This is a genomic window from Roseovarius pacificus (genome assembly GCF_900142665.1).
Classification (GTDB): Bacteria; Pseudomonadota; Alphaproteobacteria; order Rhodobacterales; family Rhodobacteraceae; genus Roseovarius; species Roseovarius pacificus.
Genome location: NZ_FRBR01000002.1, coordinates 304121 through 320849, shown reverse-complemented (window position 1 = coordinate 320849; position 16729 = coordinate 304121). Strand labels below are relative to the sequence as shown.

The window sequence follows — 16729 nt, the reverse complement described above, 5'->3', positions numbered from 1 at the left end:
CCTGTCCTTTCCTGTCTGTTGAGAAAGAATTCGCACGAAGACACGGGCAAAGTCCAAGATACAGAAAGAGCAGGTGCATAACCTTGACTTATGGCCCTTGCCGACTTGCTATTTGAGAGTGAGCCAACCGCGAAGAGACAGGCGATCATTGCCTGTGGTACATAAATAGCGTCGCACATGCGCTCATCGTTTGGCGCACGTCGCGACAAGGGTCGCACGGCCAGAGGCCAGGCCCCCAGCCATGCAGGGCGGGTATTCTTTTCCTCTTCCATCCGTTACGCTGGCTGGTCCCGAAAACGGGAAACCGAGAAATCCCCGATCGGTGTTGTGGTGTCGCCTGTCGCGATCAGCTCGGCCATCACGTCCCCCACGCCCGGGCCCAACTGGAACCCGTGACCACAGAAACCGAATGCGTAATAGAGTCCCGGCACCTTGCCGCTCGCACCCATCACCGGCAGCATATCTTCCAGATACCCCTCCGGCCCCGACCAGGTTCGGATAACCTGCACATTGGCAAGCGCCGGGCACAGCCGCACAAGATGAGGCAGTTGCACGGCAAGCACCCGTGGATCGGCTTTGGCAAAGCCGGTTTTCCAGGGCACGTTGACCCGGCGCCCGCCCCCGAACACGATATTGCCGCGCTCGACCTGGCGGAAATAGACCCCGGCGTCACGCTCTCGCGCCCATACCCCGACAACCGGATGCACCCGGTGCGGCAGCGGTTCCGTCACCGCCATCTGCGGCCCGTTCAGGCGCATCGGCACCGGCTCTCCAAACTCCGCCGACATGCGCGCCCCCCAAGCCCCCGCAGCAATCAGCAACTGGTCCGCTTCGAACCGCCCTTTCGTCGTTTCGACGGCAAAGCCTTCGGAGCCGCGCGCGATCTTCAGAACCTCCGCCTCCTCAACGATGTCTGTCCCCGAAACGGCAGCGGCACGCGCAAAGGCCGGCGCGATCAGCCGCGGATTGGCCGAACCGTCCTCCGGCGAAAAGGAGGCCCCGATCGCCTCTGGCCCGAGCCCCGGAAAACGTCGGCGAATGTCGGTTGGCTCCAGCATCTCCAGTTCAAGCCCCCAGGGAAGCGCCGCCCTGGCAAAGGCCTGCATGTCCTCAAGCCCGCCCTGATCGTGGATCAGTCTTAGGTGACCCGTCGCGCGAAATTCGACATCCTCGCCCAGCAAGTCGCGTATCTCACCCCAAAGCGCCCGCGAACGATGGGCCAGTGGCAGTTGCGGAAGATACCGGCCCTGCCGGCGGATATTGCCAAAGCTTGCAACCGTCGCCCCCTGACCGACGAAACGACGCTCCAGCAAGATCACCCGATAGCCCCGGCGGCTCAGGAAAAACGCCACCGACGTACCCATCAGACCGCCCCCAACAATAATGATGTCCATCGACACCTCCAGTTAATCACGACCAAACTTCCACGGCAGGGAACCATCGTCCAATATCCCTTGTTATGTAAACCATAAGCCTTAGCTGTAGACTTACAGGAGCCGCGTAAGGCGCATTGAGCATGAGGCACGATGATCAGGCGCGCCCTCTCGGGATCGCGGATACCTGACATCAGCCCATAGCCAAGGCTTATGGATATACCCACAGTTTGACTTGGCCACTCACAAGGATAGCATGTCAGGTTTCCGGCAAACGCAGCGACAGGGCATCGGCATGAGCGTTCCAACAGGATTTCGTCGTCTGGTTCCCGGCAACCGCCGGACCATCCGGTTTTCCATCGACGGACAGCCGGTTCAGGCGCTGGCCGGCGATAGCGTACTGACCGCACTACGGATCAATATGGCACCCGCGCGCACCAGCGAATTCGGTGACGGCTCCCGCGCGGGCTTTTGCCTGATGGGCGCCTGTCAGGATTGCTGGGTTACACTCAAGGACGGGCGCCGCCTGCGCGCCTGCGAAACCCCCGTCGAGGACGGAATGGATATCATCACTTCACTCCCGAGCGAGACCCAATGGCCCGGCGCGTAGTTATCGTAGGAGCCGGACCAGCCGGCATTCGTGCCGCGGAGGCGCTGGTGCAGGCTGGCCTGCGGCCCGTCGTCATCGACCGCGAAGTCAAATCGGGCGGTCAGATCTACCGGCGTCCGGCTGAGGGGCTCGACCGCCCTGCGGAACACCTTTACGGCGGCGATGCGGCCAAGGCCCGCGCCCTGCACGCGACATTTGACACGCTTGGGACAAGCATCGACTACCGTCCTCGGACCGAGGTCTTTGGCATCACTGAAAACCTTCTGCATATGCACGATGGCGACCGTCTGTATGACCTGCATTTCGACGATCTGATCCTGGCGACCGGCGCGACCGACCGCATTGCCCCGATACCCGGCTGGACCCAACCCGGCGTGTACACGCTTGGCGGGGCGCAGATTGCGCTCAAGGCACAGGGATGCGCCATAGGGCATCGCGTCGCCTTTGTCGGAAGCGGGCCGTTACTGACCCTTGTTGCCGCACAATATGCCGCCGCGGGCGCCGAGGTCGCGGCGGTGCTCGACACGTCGTCTTTTGCGGCCCTGAGACGGGGTCTCCCCCTGATGGCGGCGCGTCCGGGTCTGCTCCTGCGCGGGCTAAAGCTGCGCGCAAGTCTGCGTCGCCATGACATCCCCTATGTCACCGGCGTCCGGGATATCCGCATCGAGGGCGATGGAACGCGGGTCACGGGGCTGCGCTGGACGGTCAAGGGCAAGACCCGACATCTGGATTGTGACGGTGTCGGCATGGGTTGGCATCTGCGTTCGGAAACGCAACTGGCGCAACTGGCCGGCTGCGCCTTTGGCTGGGACCCGGTTGGTCGGCAAAACGCCCCCGACATCGACGACATGGGACGTTCGAGCTGCCCGCATGTTTATCTCGCCGGGGACAGCACCCGCATTCTCGGGGCGGATGGGGCGGAAACCGCCGGATATCTGGCGGCCGCAGCCTGTCTTGAGGACATGGAAAGGCCCGCGCCCTTCCCTGTTGCGCGCCTGCTTCGGCGGATGCAACTGATGCGCCGGTTCGCACGGGGCATCGCCATGGCCTTCCCCTACCCCGATGACATCTGTACCGACCTGCCCGATGAAGCCCTTCTTTGCCGGTGCGAAGCCATCACTGCGGGGGACTACCGCGCCACCATCGCCAAGGCCCATGCGATCGAACCCAACCGCGCCAAGTCGTTGTCACGGGTCGGCATGGGGCGTTGCCAGGGACGCTATTGCGGTGCCGTTGCGGCCCGGATCCTTGCGGTGAATGGCGGGCTTCCTCTTGAACAGCAACCCGGATTGCGGCCCCAGGCACCCGTACGGCCCATGCCGATGAGGCTCTTGCGCGATAATGCTGAAGAAACCGCAGGGTAATCGGGTCAGCGCCTATCGGACAGCTTTTCAAGCATCGGATTTGCGTGTTTCTTGCTCCGCAGATAGAATCATCCGTACCGGTTGCCAACAACCATTGGTTATGGGATGGTCCTCAACCTCAAGCCATCAGAGCGCCTGCCCGATGAACGCACGTCAACTTGAAATCTTCCGCGCCATCATGCGCGACGGATCGGTCACCGCCGCCGCGAATTCGCTGGCAGTGTCGCAACCGGCGGTCAGCAAGGTGCTGCACCACTTTGAAAGCCAGTTGGGCTACCACCTGTTCGAGCGGATCAGTGGCCGTCTGGTTCCGACCATGGAAGCGCATCTTCTGTATGAGGATGCGGACAGAGTCTTTCGCGAAATCGAGGCGTTGAAAAATCTTGCCCGCACAATCGGAGAGCGCAAGGTCGGTCTGTTGCGGATCGGGGCAAGCGCGCCCGTGACCTATTCCATTCTGGCGGGTGCGCTTCTGAAGTTCCGTGCAGAACATCCGCAGGTCAAGGTTCACCTCCACACCCTTCCCAAGGCGGACGTCGAAGAACAGCTTCTGATCGGCGAGATCGACTTTGCACTCACCCTTTCGATGATTCAGGCCCCGACCGTCCGAAGCGAGATTTTGGCACCGGTCCCGATGATGGCGGTGATGCGCCACGACGACCCCCTTGCAAGCAAGACCAGGATCACCCCGCATGATCTGGCTGACCGCCCGCTCATTTCCTACGGCTCGACAACCGCCGATATCGGCCCGGAACTGGACAAGGCGTTTGAGCAATCCGGCTTGAAAAGAGACGTTTCGATTCAACTTTCCTCGTCGCTCGGGGCCATCCCGCTGGTTTCTGGCGGGTTGGGGATTGCGCTTGTGGACGGGCTGATGAAATGGGGAAATTTCGAGGGCCTTGTGGCGCGCCCCTTCTCACCTACGGTGTTCATGGATGTCTCGATCTCGACCAACAGCGCGCGACCGGTGACACGGTTTTTCCGGCCATTCCTGAAGTCGATCAAGGAACTCCTCAATGATGGGGAACCCGCAAAGAGCCATCCCCGAAACACGCCCGCTACCGAATAACGTGGCAAGGGCCTGGGGACGACCCCGATCAATCCGACGGACGAAACAAGTCATCTTCCCGGTTGTCTGAAATTGGCCCAGACCATTACCCCCATTTTGCGCCTATAACCTTTGCTCATTGTCTTTGATCCAGATGATCTTGGGCCTTTGCCCCGAAACATGGTCACATAGCCCCCGAACAGTGGCAAGAACGACAGTTCGGCCGAAGAAAAGCTCCAACCGACAAGGCCTCATGCCATGAAAACATTCATCACCGCCGACCAACTGATTGATGGAACCGGGGCTGCGCCGCTTCGCAATCCCGTTCTTGAACTGGAAGGGGGGCGTATTCGTGCGGTGCATAATGGCAGTGCGGGCCGCCCCGGTCCCGACGCCGGTGAGTTGCTTGAGTACCCGGGCGCAACCATCCTGCCGGGCCTGATCGACACACATGTGCATCTCAACCTGCCCGGCACCGGCCCCACGCTGGAAGAGGCGATGCGCGAGGGCATCGAGGTCATGACCGCCACCGCAATGGGCAGTGCCGCGCAGGCGCTTAGGGCGGGGATCACGACGGTCCGCGATCTGGGGGCTTTCGGAACCACCAGTTTTGCAGCCCGCCGCGCGCTTGATCTTGGCTATGGAAAGGGCGCAAGGATCGTTGCCTGCGGTGCGCCGATCACCATCACCGGCGGCCACTGCTGGCAGATGGGGGGCGCCGCCGACGGAATCGAAGGGCTGCGCCGGAAGGTGCGCGAACTTTGCCGTGACGGCGCCGATTTCATCAAGGTCATGGGCTCTGGCGGCGGCACCGTCGGCACCCGCTCGTGGAAGCCGTCGTTCACCCGAGACGAGATGAATGCCATCGTCGATGAGGCACATCGCAACGAACGCCGCGTGACCGTGCATTGTCTGTGTGGCGCGTCGATCTCAAACGCGGTGGCCGCCGGGGCCGACCAGATCGAACATGCGAATTTCCTGGTAGATGCCAGCGGGCGGCAGGAATACGACCCCGCAGTGGTCGACCAGATCGCCCGCGCCGGTATCCCGGTGACGACCACGCTGGTGGTTTATGTCGCCTCGGTCTTTCACTATCGCAACAAGGAACGGCTGACACCGGTCGAACAGGCAATGGTAGACAAATGGTGCCGCCGCGCCGAAGAGACGCTTGATTATCTTGACCGGATGACGCGCGCTGGGGTGCGCTTTGTCGCGGGTACCGATGCCGGCTGGCGGTTTACGCCCTTCGATGCACTGATGCTCGAGCTGGAAATCATGAACAAGGGCAGCTACGCCACGCTGGACGCGATCACGGCGGCGACCGGCGACGCAGCTGATGTGATCGGAGCGGAAGACATCGGGAAACTGCGCCCCGGTCACCGCGCCGATGTTCTGGTTGTCGATGGCGATCCGCTGGCGGACCTTGACTGTCTTCGTGATCCACTTCTTATCCTCCAGGATGGTCAATCCCAGCATATCACGGGGCGCGCCAATCTCACTCCGACGGCGCAAGCCAAACCGCTCTGAACTCCACTCCCGGAAGGAACCAAATGACCAACACACCGCTTTGCGTCGCCATTGTCGGCATGGGCAAATGGGGGCAGATCCTTGTGAACTCGGTTCAGGGCCGCAGCGAGAAGATCCGTTTCGTCGCTGGCACCACTCGAACACCGACCAAGGTCACCGGCTTCGCCGCGCGACAGGGGATCGAAATGCTGCCCGATCTTGATGCGGTGCTTGCGCGGAACGACATTCAGGGTGTCGTCCTTGCCACGCCCCACAGCCAACACCGCGCCCAGATCGAAGCGGCTGCCGCGGCAGGCAAGCATGTGTTCTGTGAAAAGCCCCTGGCCCTAACCGCCGATGACGCCGAAGCGGCCTTTGCTGCCGCCGAGCAGGCAAACGTGACCCTTGCCATCGGCCACAACCGCCGTTTCCTACCCGCCTATACCAAGCTGTGTCAGTTGGTTCAGGAAGAGATCGGCGAGCTGAGGCAGGTCATCGGCAATTTCTCGACCGGCCCGTGGCGTTACAGCGCCGAAAGCTGGCGCACCGATCCCGCCGAAAGCCCCGCCGGCGGCATGACCGGCCTTGGTATTCACACGGTCGACGCCCTGATCGGGCTGGGCCTGAAGCCTGCTGAGGTCACCGTCGCGAACCGTCGCCGTGCGGCGCATGGTCTGGCCGATACCGTCACTGCACTGATCGAGAATACCGACGGAACGCTTGCCATCGTGACAACTGTCTCCGGGCCCGGCAGCTTCTGGCGGATCGAAGTCTTCGGCTCCGCCGGTTGGGCCGCGATGAACGGGGAACACAGTGTTTCGTTCGGACGCCTCGGCGAGCCGGAGCAGGTCTGGAACTTCGCCTTTAGCGACATGGAGCGCGCCGAACTGGAAGCCTTTGCAGATGCCATAACGGGCAAAGCCCCTTATCCGATCACCGCAGAGCAGGGCCTGCGCGGGATTCGACTGTTCGAGTCCATCTGCGCCGCCGCCGCAGACGCTCCGGGCGGACGCGCCAGCCGCGCGGTTTTGCAGGGGTAACCAGCCCTTTCCAGAATGTGCATGGAAACGCCCGGTCATTTCGGTTCGGGCGCCATTCACTGGCGTCCTAGGCGTCCAGACCGCCAAAATGAAAAGCCTTGGTTTCGAGGTATTCCTCGATCCCTTCCCGTGCGCCTTCCCGCCCAAGACCCGAGGATTTCACACCACCGAAAGGCGCCTCGGCATGGCTGACCACCCCGGTGTTCAACCCAACCAGGCCCACGTCAAGCGCCTCCCCGAACCGGAAGGCCCGCGCCATATCGGTGGTGAAGAAGTAGGCCGCCAGACCGAAGGGCGTACCATTGGCGATGGCCAACGCCTCTTCTTCGGTCTCGAACCTGAAGATCGGTGCAACCGGACCGAAGGTTTCCTCATTCGCCAATTGCATCTCTGTCGTGACCCCGGTCAAAACCATTGGATCGGCGAATTGCACTGTCAGATCGCGCTTGGCAGTGGCACGCTGCGCACCCTTGGACAGTGCATCCTCGACATGGGTATTGATCTTGCCTATCGCGGCTGCGTTGATCATCGGGCCGATCTGCGTGTCGTCGCCCATCCCGGAGCCGACTTTCAACGCATCGACGCGTTTGGCAAGAGCCGCGACAAAGGCATCGTGAATCCCCGATTGCACAAGGATACGGTTGGCACAGACACAGGTCTGCCCGCCGTTGCGGAACTTGGAGGCCATCGCCCCCTCGACCGCCGCGTCCAGGTCGGCATCATCGAAAACGATAAAGGGGGCATTGCCGCCCAGTTCCAGCGACATTTTCTTGAGCGTGGGCGCACATTGTTCCGCCAGCAGCGCCCCGATCCGCGTCGAGCCGGTAAAGGACAGCTTACGCACGACAGGTGAAGCGGTCAGCGTTGCACCTATGACCTCGGGTCGCCCGGTCAGAATGTTCAGGACGCCCGCCGGGATGCCCGCCCGTTCGCCCAAAACACCCAGGGCCAACGCCGAGTAGGGGGTGAAATCAGAGGGCTTGATGACCATCGTGCAACCGGCGGCCAGTCCCGACGCGACCTTGCGAGTGATCATCGCGTTCGGAAAATTCCAGGGCGTGATGATGGCACAAACCCCAACAGGTTCTTTCATGGCAAAGATCTTCTTGCCCGCCACCGGCGAGGGAATGATATAGCCATTGATCCGCCGCGCTTCTTCCGCGAACCAACGCACGAAAGAGGCACCATAGAGGATTTCCCCCTTCGCCTCGGCCAGCGGCTTGCCTTGTTCGGCGGTCAGGATCATCGCCAGATCATCAGCATGATCCAGCATCAACTGATACCAGCGCATGAGGATATCCGCGCGCTCTGCATGGGTACGCTTGCGCCACGCTGTCATGGCGGCCTCGGCTGCGGCGATGGCCGCTGTGGTCTCTTCGGCGGTACAATCGGGCATATGCCCGATGGGGCTGTCAGTGGCGGGGTTCAGCACCGGCAAGTCCGCTCGGGTCAGCCAGTCACCATTGATCAGGGCCGCTTCGCGGAAAAGATCCGGGTCGGCCAGAAGGTCACGCAGATTGGCGATCGGGGTATCGTGGACTGTCATGTTCACACCTCCAGTGCAGCGCAAATGGTTTTGGTGATTTCTTCGGTCGAATTCTGTCCGGGGCGCGTTCCGATCCCTTTCGCGGTCGCCTCCTCGATGGCACGCAGGATGGCGGCTGCCGCCTCACCTTCGCCCAGATGGTCAAGCATCTGCGACCCGGACCAGATCGCGGCAATCGGGTTGGCGATATTCTGCCCCGCGATGTCGGGGGCCGATCCATGCACCGGCTCGAACATCGACGGTGCCGAGCGGTCAGGACAGATATTGGCCGAGGCCGCAAAACCCAGCCCCCCCTGAATGGCCGCGCCAAGATCCGTCAGAATGTCACCGAAGAGGTTGGAGGCAACGACCACGTCCAGATCCTGCGGTGCCATCACCATCTTGGCGGCCATCGCGTCGATATGCATGTGACTGACCGTCACTTCCGGATATTCCGCGGCCAGTTCGCGCGTCACCTCGTCCCAGAACACCATCGAGTATTTCTGAGCGTTGGATTTCGTGACCGATGTCAGATGGCCGCGTCGCGCCTTGGCCTGTTCAAATCCGAAGCGCAGGATACGCTCAACCCCTATCCGGGTGAACACCGAGGTTTCGACCGCGACCTCGTTGTCCTTGCCCTGATGCACACGGCCACCGGCCCCTGAATATTCACCTTCGGTATTTTCGCGGATGCAAAGAATATCGAACGCCGACGTTTTCAGCGGGCCTTCGACACCGGCCAACAGACGGTGCGGCCGGATATTCGCATATTGATCGAATGCCTTGCGGATCGGCAGCAACAGCCCATGCAGCGACACCGCGTCCGGCACCGTATCCGGCCAGCCCACTGCCCCCAGATAGATTGCATCGAAGCCGCGCAGGGTCTCGATACCATCCTCGGGCATCATTGCACCGGTCTTCAGATAGTAATCGCAGGACCAGGGAAAACTCTCGGTCTCCAGTGTAAATCCATAGCGGCGGGCTGCGACGTTCAGGACGGCCATCGCCGCATCCGTCACATCAACGCCGATCCCGTCACCGGGAATGAGGGCAAGTCTGTAGGTGATCATGTCGTTCTCCTTGGAAGGGCGCGGTCAGGACGGCTCAGAGGTCAATCAGAATCGATTTGGGACGAAGGTTCGCGCGATAGGCCTCGCGGCCCAGATCCGAGCCGAGGCCGCTGGATTTCCAGCCGGTCGTCGGCAGGATGTGATCGCGCGACCGCCCGTATCTGTTGACCCATACGGTGCCCGCCTCAAGCCTGCGGGTCAGACGCATCGTGCGGCTGAGATCACGGGTGAACAACCCCGCGCAAAGCCCATAGGTCGGGTGACTGGCAAGGATCATCGCCTCGTCCTCGGTGGCGAAGGTCTGGAAGGTCGCGACCGGGCCGAAAATTTCCTCGCGGACCGCCGGGCTGTTTTCGGTGACACCCGTGATCAGGGTCGGCTGATAAAAGCTGCCCTCCCGCTCAAAGCGGCACCCGCCACAGACCAGTTCGGCGCCCTGTCCCACTGCCGCCTGCACGATGCCGTCGATCCGGGCCAGCTGTGTCTCGGAGATGATCGGCGAAAACCCGGCTTCGGAGGCCAGCGTATGCGCCGGGCGGTAGCGGGCAAACCGCTCGGTCAGCTTCGCGGCAAGCGCCTCGGCGATCTCCTCGGCGACGATCATCCGCGATCCGGCAACACAGCCCTGCCCCGCATTCGCCATGATCCCACGGTCAAGGCAATCGGCGGCCAGGTCCAGATCCGCATCGGCAAAGACCAGCATCGGGCTTTTCCCGCCCAGTTCCAGCGTCATCGGCTTGATGCCCGTGCGCGCGATGTTTTCCATGATGGCGCTGCCGGCACGGGTCGATCCGGTAAAGGACACCTTGTCGATGCCCGGATGTCCGGTGATGGCCACGCCCGTGGTTTGCCCGTCGCCCAGGACGATGTTCAGGATACCTTCGGGAATACCCGCCCGCACGGCCAGTTCCGCCATGTAGAGCGTCGAATAGGGGGTCATTTCGGATGGTTTCAGCACCACGGCATTGCCCGCGGCCAGCGCCGGGCCCAGCTTCCAGCCGGCCATGGAAATCGGGACGTTCCAGGGCGTGATCGCACCGATTACGCCGTAGGGCTCTTCGGCCACGTAGCCAAAGTGATCGTCGGACACGGGCACCAGCGCCCCGCCCTCCTTGTCCGCAAATTCCGCGAAGAAACGAATCTGTTCGGCCGTCACGACCAGATCGCCCGTCAGGACCTGCGTGAAGGGGCGCGAAGAACAGATCGCCTCAAGCCCGGCCAGCGTTTGCGCCTCGGCCTCCATCAGGTCGGCCCAGGCACACAGCAGGTTGCGCCGCTCGCGTGGTCGCAGCGTTGCCCAACCCGACCGCTCAAGCGCCTCACGCGCAGTCCGAACCGCAAGATCGACGACATCGGCACTGGCACAGGGAATAGAGCCAAGCACCTCGCCGGTAGACGGCGAACGGATTTCGATCTCCTTCGGCCCGTCGATGTAGGCGCCGCCAATGAAATGCGCATCTGGAAGTTTGAGACCGGCAGGATCGCAGGCAAAGGACATATGGAACCTCATCGTGAAAGTGGTGCGCTCAAGGTCCTGCACACCGGACGAAAAGAGGTGCCGAAGAGCGCATGCGCACAGCATCATCGGTTTCAGTCGGGGGCTGGACAGCAGATTATTCGGCCCCGCGCACCCTGCCTCAGAACTTCGAGACCTTACCCCATTGCGATCGCTCGAACCGGTTCAGCTTGTACTGTGCGGTTTCGGTGATGGGTGCACGGCCGATCACGAGATCCGCAACCAGATGCCCGACACCCGGTCCGATCCCGAACCCGTGCCCTGACAACCCGGCAGCCAGTGTCAGGCCCGGAATGCCGATATCGGCGTCGATCACCGGAACTCCGTCCGGCGTACTGTCGATATAGCCCGCCCAACTGGCCTGCATCGGAATATCGCCTAGCGCGGGCAGAAGCTTGCGACCACGGCGCAATGTTTCCTCCACATGAGCTTTGGATGGCTGGGGATCGAGGATACGCACTCGCTCCATCGGGGTTTCCTGATCCAGAGCCCAGATGGCCCGCGTCTCGAAACCCGCCTTCCAGGCCTGCAACCCACCCGGAGAAAGCACTTTCCAGCGTTTCGCGAACATCGGCAGAAAGTGTTTCGCGCCGCGGATCATTCCCGGCGTCGGGTCCACATGGCTGCGCCCGGAAACGGCAACGGTATAGCCTCCGTCGAACCGGCGCGTGACCGAGGCCGCCGCCGTGTGTACCGCATCGGGCAACCCCTGCCCGCCCGGCTTCAGCGACAGAATGGAACTCCGCACCGAAGCCTGCGGAAAGAAGATGCCGGATTGATGCAGGAAACTACCCGCCCACGCCCCGCCAGACAGGACGACAAGCGGTGTTCGGATCACGCCGTGCTCGGTAACCACAGCAGACACCGCGCCAGCCGAAGTTTCAATGCCGCGCGCCGCACAGTTCTGAAGAACGACCGCCCCATGTTTCCGAGCGCCCTGTGCGATCAACGGCGCGGCGCGCGACGGGTCTGCCGTTCCATCGGTTGGCGACCAGACCCCCCCGGCCCATGTCTTGCCGGTGGTCGCGCCCCGTTCGGTCGCTTCGGCGCTGCTCAGCATGCGCGTGTCCACGCCTTCGCCCCGTGCGAAACGCCCCCAGTTGGCCCAGCCTTCGATTTCGGCCGCATCGTCGGACAGATACAACAAACCGCAGCGCCTGAAACCAAGGTCAGCCCCGATATCCCTGGTCATTTCTTCCCAAAGGGCAAGGCTGTGGGTCGACAAGGGAAGTTCACGGGCATCGCGGTTCTGCTGTCGGCACCAACCCCAGTTGCGGCTGGATTGTTCGGCACCCACGCGCCCTTTTTCAAGCAGAACAGCTCTCATGCCGGAGCGCGCCAGCCAGTAGGCGGTACTGACACCAACGATTCCGGCGCCGATCACAACGCAATCCACCTCCTGTGGAAGTTCATTTTCTGTTTCAATCTGCATCAAGGGGGCTGGCATGGATGTCTCCGATCGTTTCCCGCAACCTACGCGACATCTCCCAGCCACTTGTGCCAGATGCTGTAGACGAAACGGCATTTTATGTTGAATGTAGTTGACTAAAAAGGGCGGCTGTCGTTCACAGGTGACGTAGGGTGCCTGAAAGTGAAGGAAGATCAATGACGCCCCGTTACAAGCTCGACCGTATCGATCTAAAGATCCTCGCTGAATTACAGCGCAACGGGCGGATCACGAATGTCGAACTTGCAGAATTGGTAAACCTTTCACCCTCGCCCTGCCTGATGCGGGTAAAGAAGCTTCAGAAGGCGGGCTATATCCTGGGCTATTCCGCCCTGATCGACATTGCCAGTCTCGGCGATACCCTGACGGTTTTCACCGAATTCACGCTGAAGAATCATCGCCAGATTGATTTCGCGCGCTTTCAGGAAGCCCTGGAAAAGGTACCCTCGTGCGTGGAATGCCATCTGGTGTCAGGGGGGTACGATTATCTCGCAAAATTCGTCACCTCTTCGATCACCAGCTATCAGAACGTCGTCGAGGCCCTGATTGATCGCGACATCGGGATCGACAAATACTTCAGCTTCGTGGTGATCAAGACCCCCTTCGTTAAAACGCAATTACCCCTGACAGAGTTGTTCGAGGAAAGAATCTGACAGCGCTTGCGCACTGCCAGCCCTGTTCAGCGGTTCGCGAATTGTGCGATCAGTTCAGGGTCCTGTTCCAGGCTACTCAGCCAGCCAGTACTCAGTTTCGGAATCGAGGAAATCAGCAACCGTGAATAGGGATGCGTTGCAAGGTCCGACATCCGAAGGGCCGGCAGGGCTTCGACAATCTCGCCTTTGAACATCACCAGCACATCATCGCAGATTGCCTCGACCGTGGACAGGTCGTGACTGATGAACATGTAGCTGAGCCCCAGTTCATTCTGCAATTCCTTGAGCAAATCAAGGATGGCAGCCGCAACCACAGTATCCAGAGCGGATGTGATCTCGTCGCAGAGGATCAGCTCTGGCTGTGCCGCCAGCGCACGCGCCAGGTTGACGCGCTGCTTCTGACCGCCTGACAATTCGCTTGGAACGCGGTGACGCATATTGCCGGGCAAATGCACCATGTCCAGCAATTCGATTACCCGGGCTTCGCGCGCCTTGCCTCTGAGGCCATGATAGAAGGTCAGCGGCCGCGCAAGGATGCTGCCAATGGAATGGCCGGGGTTCAGAGCCGTGTCCGCCAGCTGAAACACGATCTGGGTGCGACGCAACTCTTCCTTCGACCGCTTTGCCAGATCATGGTGTGTTTGTCGGCCATTCATCAGGATTTCACCGGAATAGGCGGGCAGAATACCCGCCACGGCTCGTGCCAGGGTCGATTTTCCCGACCCGGATTCACCGATCACCCCAAGATTGCGGCCGCGTTCGAGCCGAAACGAGACATCCTTGAGCACCTTGACCGGAGGCTCGCCCTTGCGAACGGTTCCGTAGCCCGCAAACAGGTTGCGGACCTCAAGGATCGGTTCCTGTTTGTCATCCATGGTGGATGCAATCACCTGATGCGGGGAGGGTTCGAAAGCGGCCAGAAGTTCCTTGGTGTAGGGATGGTGGGGCGCGTTAAGGATCTGATCTGTCGTGCCCTCCTCTTGTACCTCGCCGCCGCGCAGGACGACGATCCGGTCAGCGATCTGCGCCACAACGGCAAGGTCATGGCTGACATAGACTCCGGCACAACCGCCTGCGGCCATGATGGATTTGAAGGCCCGAAGCACCTCGATCTGGGTGGTGACATCCAGCGCCGTCGTCGGTTCGTCGAAGATCACAAGCTGCGGATCGGAAATCAGCGCCATCGCCGCTGAAAGGCGTTGTAGCTGCCCCCCCGACACCTGGTGCGGATATCGGCTGCCGATATTTTCCGCATCCGGCAGCGCCAGCGCACGAAACAGTTCAACCGCCTTGGCCCGTGCCGTGGAGCGGGGCATCAATTTGTGAATCTCGGTCGTTTCGATCACCTGGTCGATGATCCGCTTGGACGGGTTGAAGGCCGCGGCGGCAGATTGCGGAACATAGGAAACCTCTGTGCCCCGCATCCCGGCCCGCGCCCGTCGAGACATCGCGGTAACGTCATTTTCGCCAACACGGATCTGTCCCCCTTGTATGGAACAGCCCGTGCGGGTGTGCCCCATCAGGGACAGCGCGATCGTGGTCTTGCCCGACCCGGACTCACCGATCAGCGCAAGGATTTCACCCGGGGCGATGTCGAAATCCACCCCCTTGATGATCTCGACCTCGCGGCCCGAATCCGTCACCGCACCGATTTTCAGGTTCCGGACGCTGACAAGCGGCGTGTTGCTTTCTGTCGCGGTCATCATTCACTCCTGTCACGGATACGGATTGGCAGGTTGTCGATAAACATATTCACCGAAATGGTCAGCGATGCGATCGCGATCGACGGAAAGATGACCGCTGGCGCCCCGAAACTGAGACCTTCGATATTCTCCCGAACCAGCGCGCCCCAGTCCGCATTGGGCGGCTGCACGCCAAGACCGAGGAAGGACAGGCCAGAGAGCACCAGAACGATAAAGACAAACCGCAGTCCCAGGTCGGCCAACACCGGCCCGAGGATATTGGGAAAAATCTCACGCAGGATCAGATAGCCGGTGCCTTCGCCACGGGCACGGGCCACAGTAACGAAATCCATCGTATTGATGTTGACCGCCAACGCCCGCGCAAAGCGGTAGGAACCCGGCATGTAGATTGCTGTCAGTGTCAGGATCAGTACCGGAATCGAAGATCCCACGGCAGCCACGACGACCAACCCGAAAAGCAGCGCGGGAATACCGTTATAGGCATCCAGGAACCGTGACAGGATCATGTCGAACCAGCCCCCGGCCACGGCAGCGATCATACCAAGCAAAACGCCGATGGTACAGGCCAGCGTCACCGCCGCAAGAGAGATGCCAACGGTATAACGCGCACCCGTGATGATGCGGGAAAAGATATCCCGCCCAAGGTAATCGGTACCCATCCAGTATTGCGAAGAGACCGGACCGAAGTAGTCCCAGTCGACGATCTCACCGGGCGGATATGGCGCCAGGTAGGGTCCAGCCAGTGCCACCAGCGCCCAAAACAGGATGACCGCGAGACCGATGCGACCAACCCAGTTGAAAACGAAATTCGGGCCGCCTGCCTTGGCATTTTCGGACGGCGAGGAAGAGTCGGAAACAGCCATCACTTACGAAGCCTCGGGTTGGAGAGAACGGCAATCACATCGGCCAGGGTGATCAGCGACAGGTAGCTGACGCAAAAGATCATGGCGCAGGACTGGATCAGTGGAAGATCGCGGGTGGACACGGCATCGACCATCAGCTTGGCGACACCGGGGTAGTTGAAAATCGTCTCGACGATGATCACACCACCGACAAGGTAACTGAGCGAGAGCGCTACCGCATTGGCGATCGGGCCAAACGCGTTCGGTAGCGCGTGGCGCAGCACCTGCCGCGATAGCGATGCCCCCTTGAGCAAGGCCATCTCTACATAAGGCGTATTGATCGTCTCGATGACCGCAGCGCGCGTCATTCGGATCATCTGCGCCGATACGACAAACGACAACGAGATCACCGGCATGGCATAGGCTCGCAGGATCGCGCCCCATGAATCGACATTCGCGCCATAGCTCAGCGCCGGCAGCCAGCCCAGCCAGACCGCAAAAATCAGGACGGCAAGGGTGGCGACCATGAATTCGGGGACCGAGATGACCGAAATCGTCAGGATCGAAACGGCGCGGTCAAAGATCGATCCACGCCACATGGCGGCACAGATACCCAGCGTCAGCGCGATGGGTACGGAAACCAGCGTCGTCACCGCGGCAAGACGCAACGAATTTGACAGGCGGCCCCCGATCAGGTCCGCAACTTCCATGTTATTGACATAGGATGTGCCCAGATCGCCCTGGAACAGGCCGGTTAGCCAGCCGATGAAACGGGAAAGGGCCGGTTCGTCCAGTCCCATCGCCTCGCGCAGTCCGGCGACGGCTTCGGGAGTTGCGGCCTGTCCAAGCAGGATCTCGGCCACATCGCCCGGCAGCAGCGCAGTTGCGAAGAAGACTGCGAAGGACACGATGACAAGCGTCAGCAGAGCAATGCCCAACCGCTGTAGGACCAGATAATACGGCAATAGAGATCGGGGCAAAAGACACCTCTCTTTCGGGGGGCGGGTATGAATCGGAACCGCGCGAATACCA

The 16729-nt window shown here is 61.2% G+C and carries 14 protein-coding genes; 6 read left to right on the top strand and 8 right to left on the bottom strand.

Translation table 11 applies throughout. The features are described from left to right. Positions 1 to 275: 275 nt before the first annotated feature. Positions 276 to 1394 carry an NAD(P)/FAD-dependent oxidoreductase gene (locus BUB53_RS07125; protein ID WP_073034001.1) on the bottom strand — a complete coding sequence of 373 codons (1119 nt, stop codon included), beginning with the start codon at positions 1392 to 1394 and terminating at the stop codon, positions 276 to 278. A 274-nt stretch (positions 1395 to 1668) separates the two neighbouring features. Between BUB53_RS07125 and BUB53_RS07120 the strand changes: the two genes are divergently transcribed. From BUB53_RS07120 to BUB53_RS07100, 5 genes are all read left to right on the top strand, one after another. Continuing rightward, positions 1669 to 1983 (top strand): (2Fe-2S)-binding protein, encoded by a 315-nt coding sequence (locus tag BUB53_RS07120; RefSeq protein WP_084728993.1) that lies wholly within the window; start codon positions 1669 to 1671, stop codon positions 1981 to 1983. Next, entirely contained in the window at positions 1968 to 3347 is a 1380-nt protein-coding gene (locus BUB53_RS07115) for an FAD/NAD(P)-dependent oxidoreductase (RefSeq protein WP_073034000.1), read from the top strand. Before BUB53_RS07120 ends, BUB53_RS07115 begins: the two co-directional genes overlap by 16 nt. A gap of 142 nt (positions 3348 to 3489) precedes the next feature. Continuing rightward, positions 3490 to 4416, top strand: coding sequence for a LysR family transcriptional regulator (locus BUB53_RS07110; protein ID WP_073033999.1), 927 nt, complete (start codon positions 3490 to 3492; stop codon positions 4414 to 4416). Between the two features lie 237 nt (positions 4417 to 4653). Next, positions 4654 to 5922, top strand: a complete 1269-nt coding sequence (locus BUB53_RS07105) for a metal-dependent hydrolase family protein (RefSeq protein ID WP_073033998.1) — start codon at positions 4654 to 4656, stop codon at positions 5920 to 5922. A 23-nt stretch (positions 5923 to 5945) separates the two neighbouring features. Then, positions 5946 to 6941, top strand: coding sequence for a Gfo/Idh/MocA family protein (locus BUB53_RS07100; RefSeq protein ID WP_073033997.1), 996 nt, complete (start codon positions 5946 to 5948; stop codon positions 6939 to 6941). 67 nt (positions 6942 to 7008) lie between these two features. Here the strand turns inward: BUB53_RS07100 and BUB53_RS07095 are convergent, their stop codons facing one another. The 4 genes from BUB53_RS07095 to BUB53_RS07080 form a co-directional block, all read right to left on the bottom strand. Then, complete coding sequence (locus BUB53_RS07095) at positions 7009 to 8487, bottom strand: NAD-dependent succinate-semialdehyde dehydrogenase (RefSeq protein WP_073033996.1); 1479 nt, start codon at positions 8485 to 8487, stop codon at positions 7009 to 7011. A gap of 2 nt (positions 8488 to 8489) precedes the next feature. After that, positions 8490 to 9536: a tartrate dehydrogenase gene (locus BUB53_RS07090; RefSeq protein ID WP_073033995.1), complete on the bottom strand. Its 1047-nt coding sequence runs from the start codon at positions 9534 to 9536 to the stop codon at positions 8490 to 8492. Between the two features lie 34 nt (positions 9537 to 9570). Continuing rightward, the gene (locus BUB53_RS07085) at positions 9571 to 11034 is read right to left on the bottom strand and encodes an aldehyde dehydrogenase family protein (protein WP_073034060.1); all 1464 of its coding nucleotides are present in this window, start codon (positions 11032 to 11034) and stop codon (positions 9571 to 9573) included. A 139-nt stretch (positions 11035 to 11173) separates the two neighbouring features. Then, on the bottom strand, positions 11174 to 12499 hold the full coding sequence (locus BUB53_RS07080) for an NAD(P)/FAD-dependent oxidoreductase (protein WP_073033994.1): 1326 nt from the start codon (positions 12497 to 12499) through the stop codon (positions 11174 to 11176). A 158-nt stretch (positions 12500 to 12657) separates the two neighbouring features. On the opposite strand from BUB53_RS07080, the gene BUB53_RS07075 reads away from it, so the two are divergent. Then, entirely contained in the window at positions 12658 to 13152 is a 495-nt protein-coding gene (locus BUB53_RS07075) for an Lrp/AsnC family transcriptional regulator (RefSeq protein ID WP_073033993.1), read from the top strand. Between the two features lie 26 nt (positions 13153 to 13178). Here the strand turns inward: BUB53_RS07075 and BUB53_RS07070 are convergent, their stop codons facing one another. Genes BUB53_RS07070 through BUB53_RS07060 form a run of 3 tightly spaced genes read right to left on the bottom strand, consistent with a single transcriptional unit; the run spans position 13179 to position 16677 of the window. After that, a complete protein-coding gene (locus BUB53_RS07070; protein WP_073034059.1) occupies positions 13179 to 14855 on the bottom strand; it encodes an ABC transporter ATP-binding protein in 1677 nt (558 codons plus the stop codon). Then, positions 14855 to 15718 (bottom strand): ABC transporter permease, encoded by an 864-nt coding sequence (locus BUB53_RS07065; RefSeq protein ID WP_073033992.1) that lies wholly within the window; start codon positions 15716 to 15718, stop codon positions 14855 to 14857. The genes BUB53_RS07070 and BUB53_RS07065 overlap by 1 nt, the downstream gene beginning before the upstream one ends. After that, positions 15718 to 16677 (bottom strand): ABC transporter permease, encoded by a 960-nt coding sequence (locus tag BUB53_RS07060; RefSeq protein WP_073033991.1) that lies wholly within the window; start codon positions 16675 to 16677, stop codon positions 15718 to 15720. The genes BUB53_RS07065 and BUB53_RS07060 overlap by 1 nt, the downstream gene beginning before the upstream one ends. Positions 16678 to 16729: the final 52 nt, after the last annotated feature.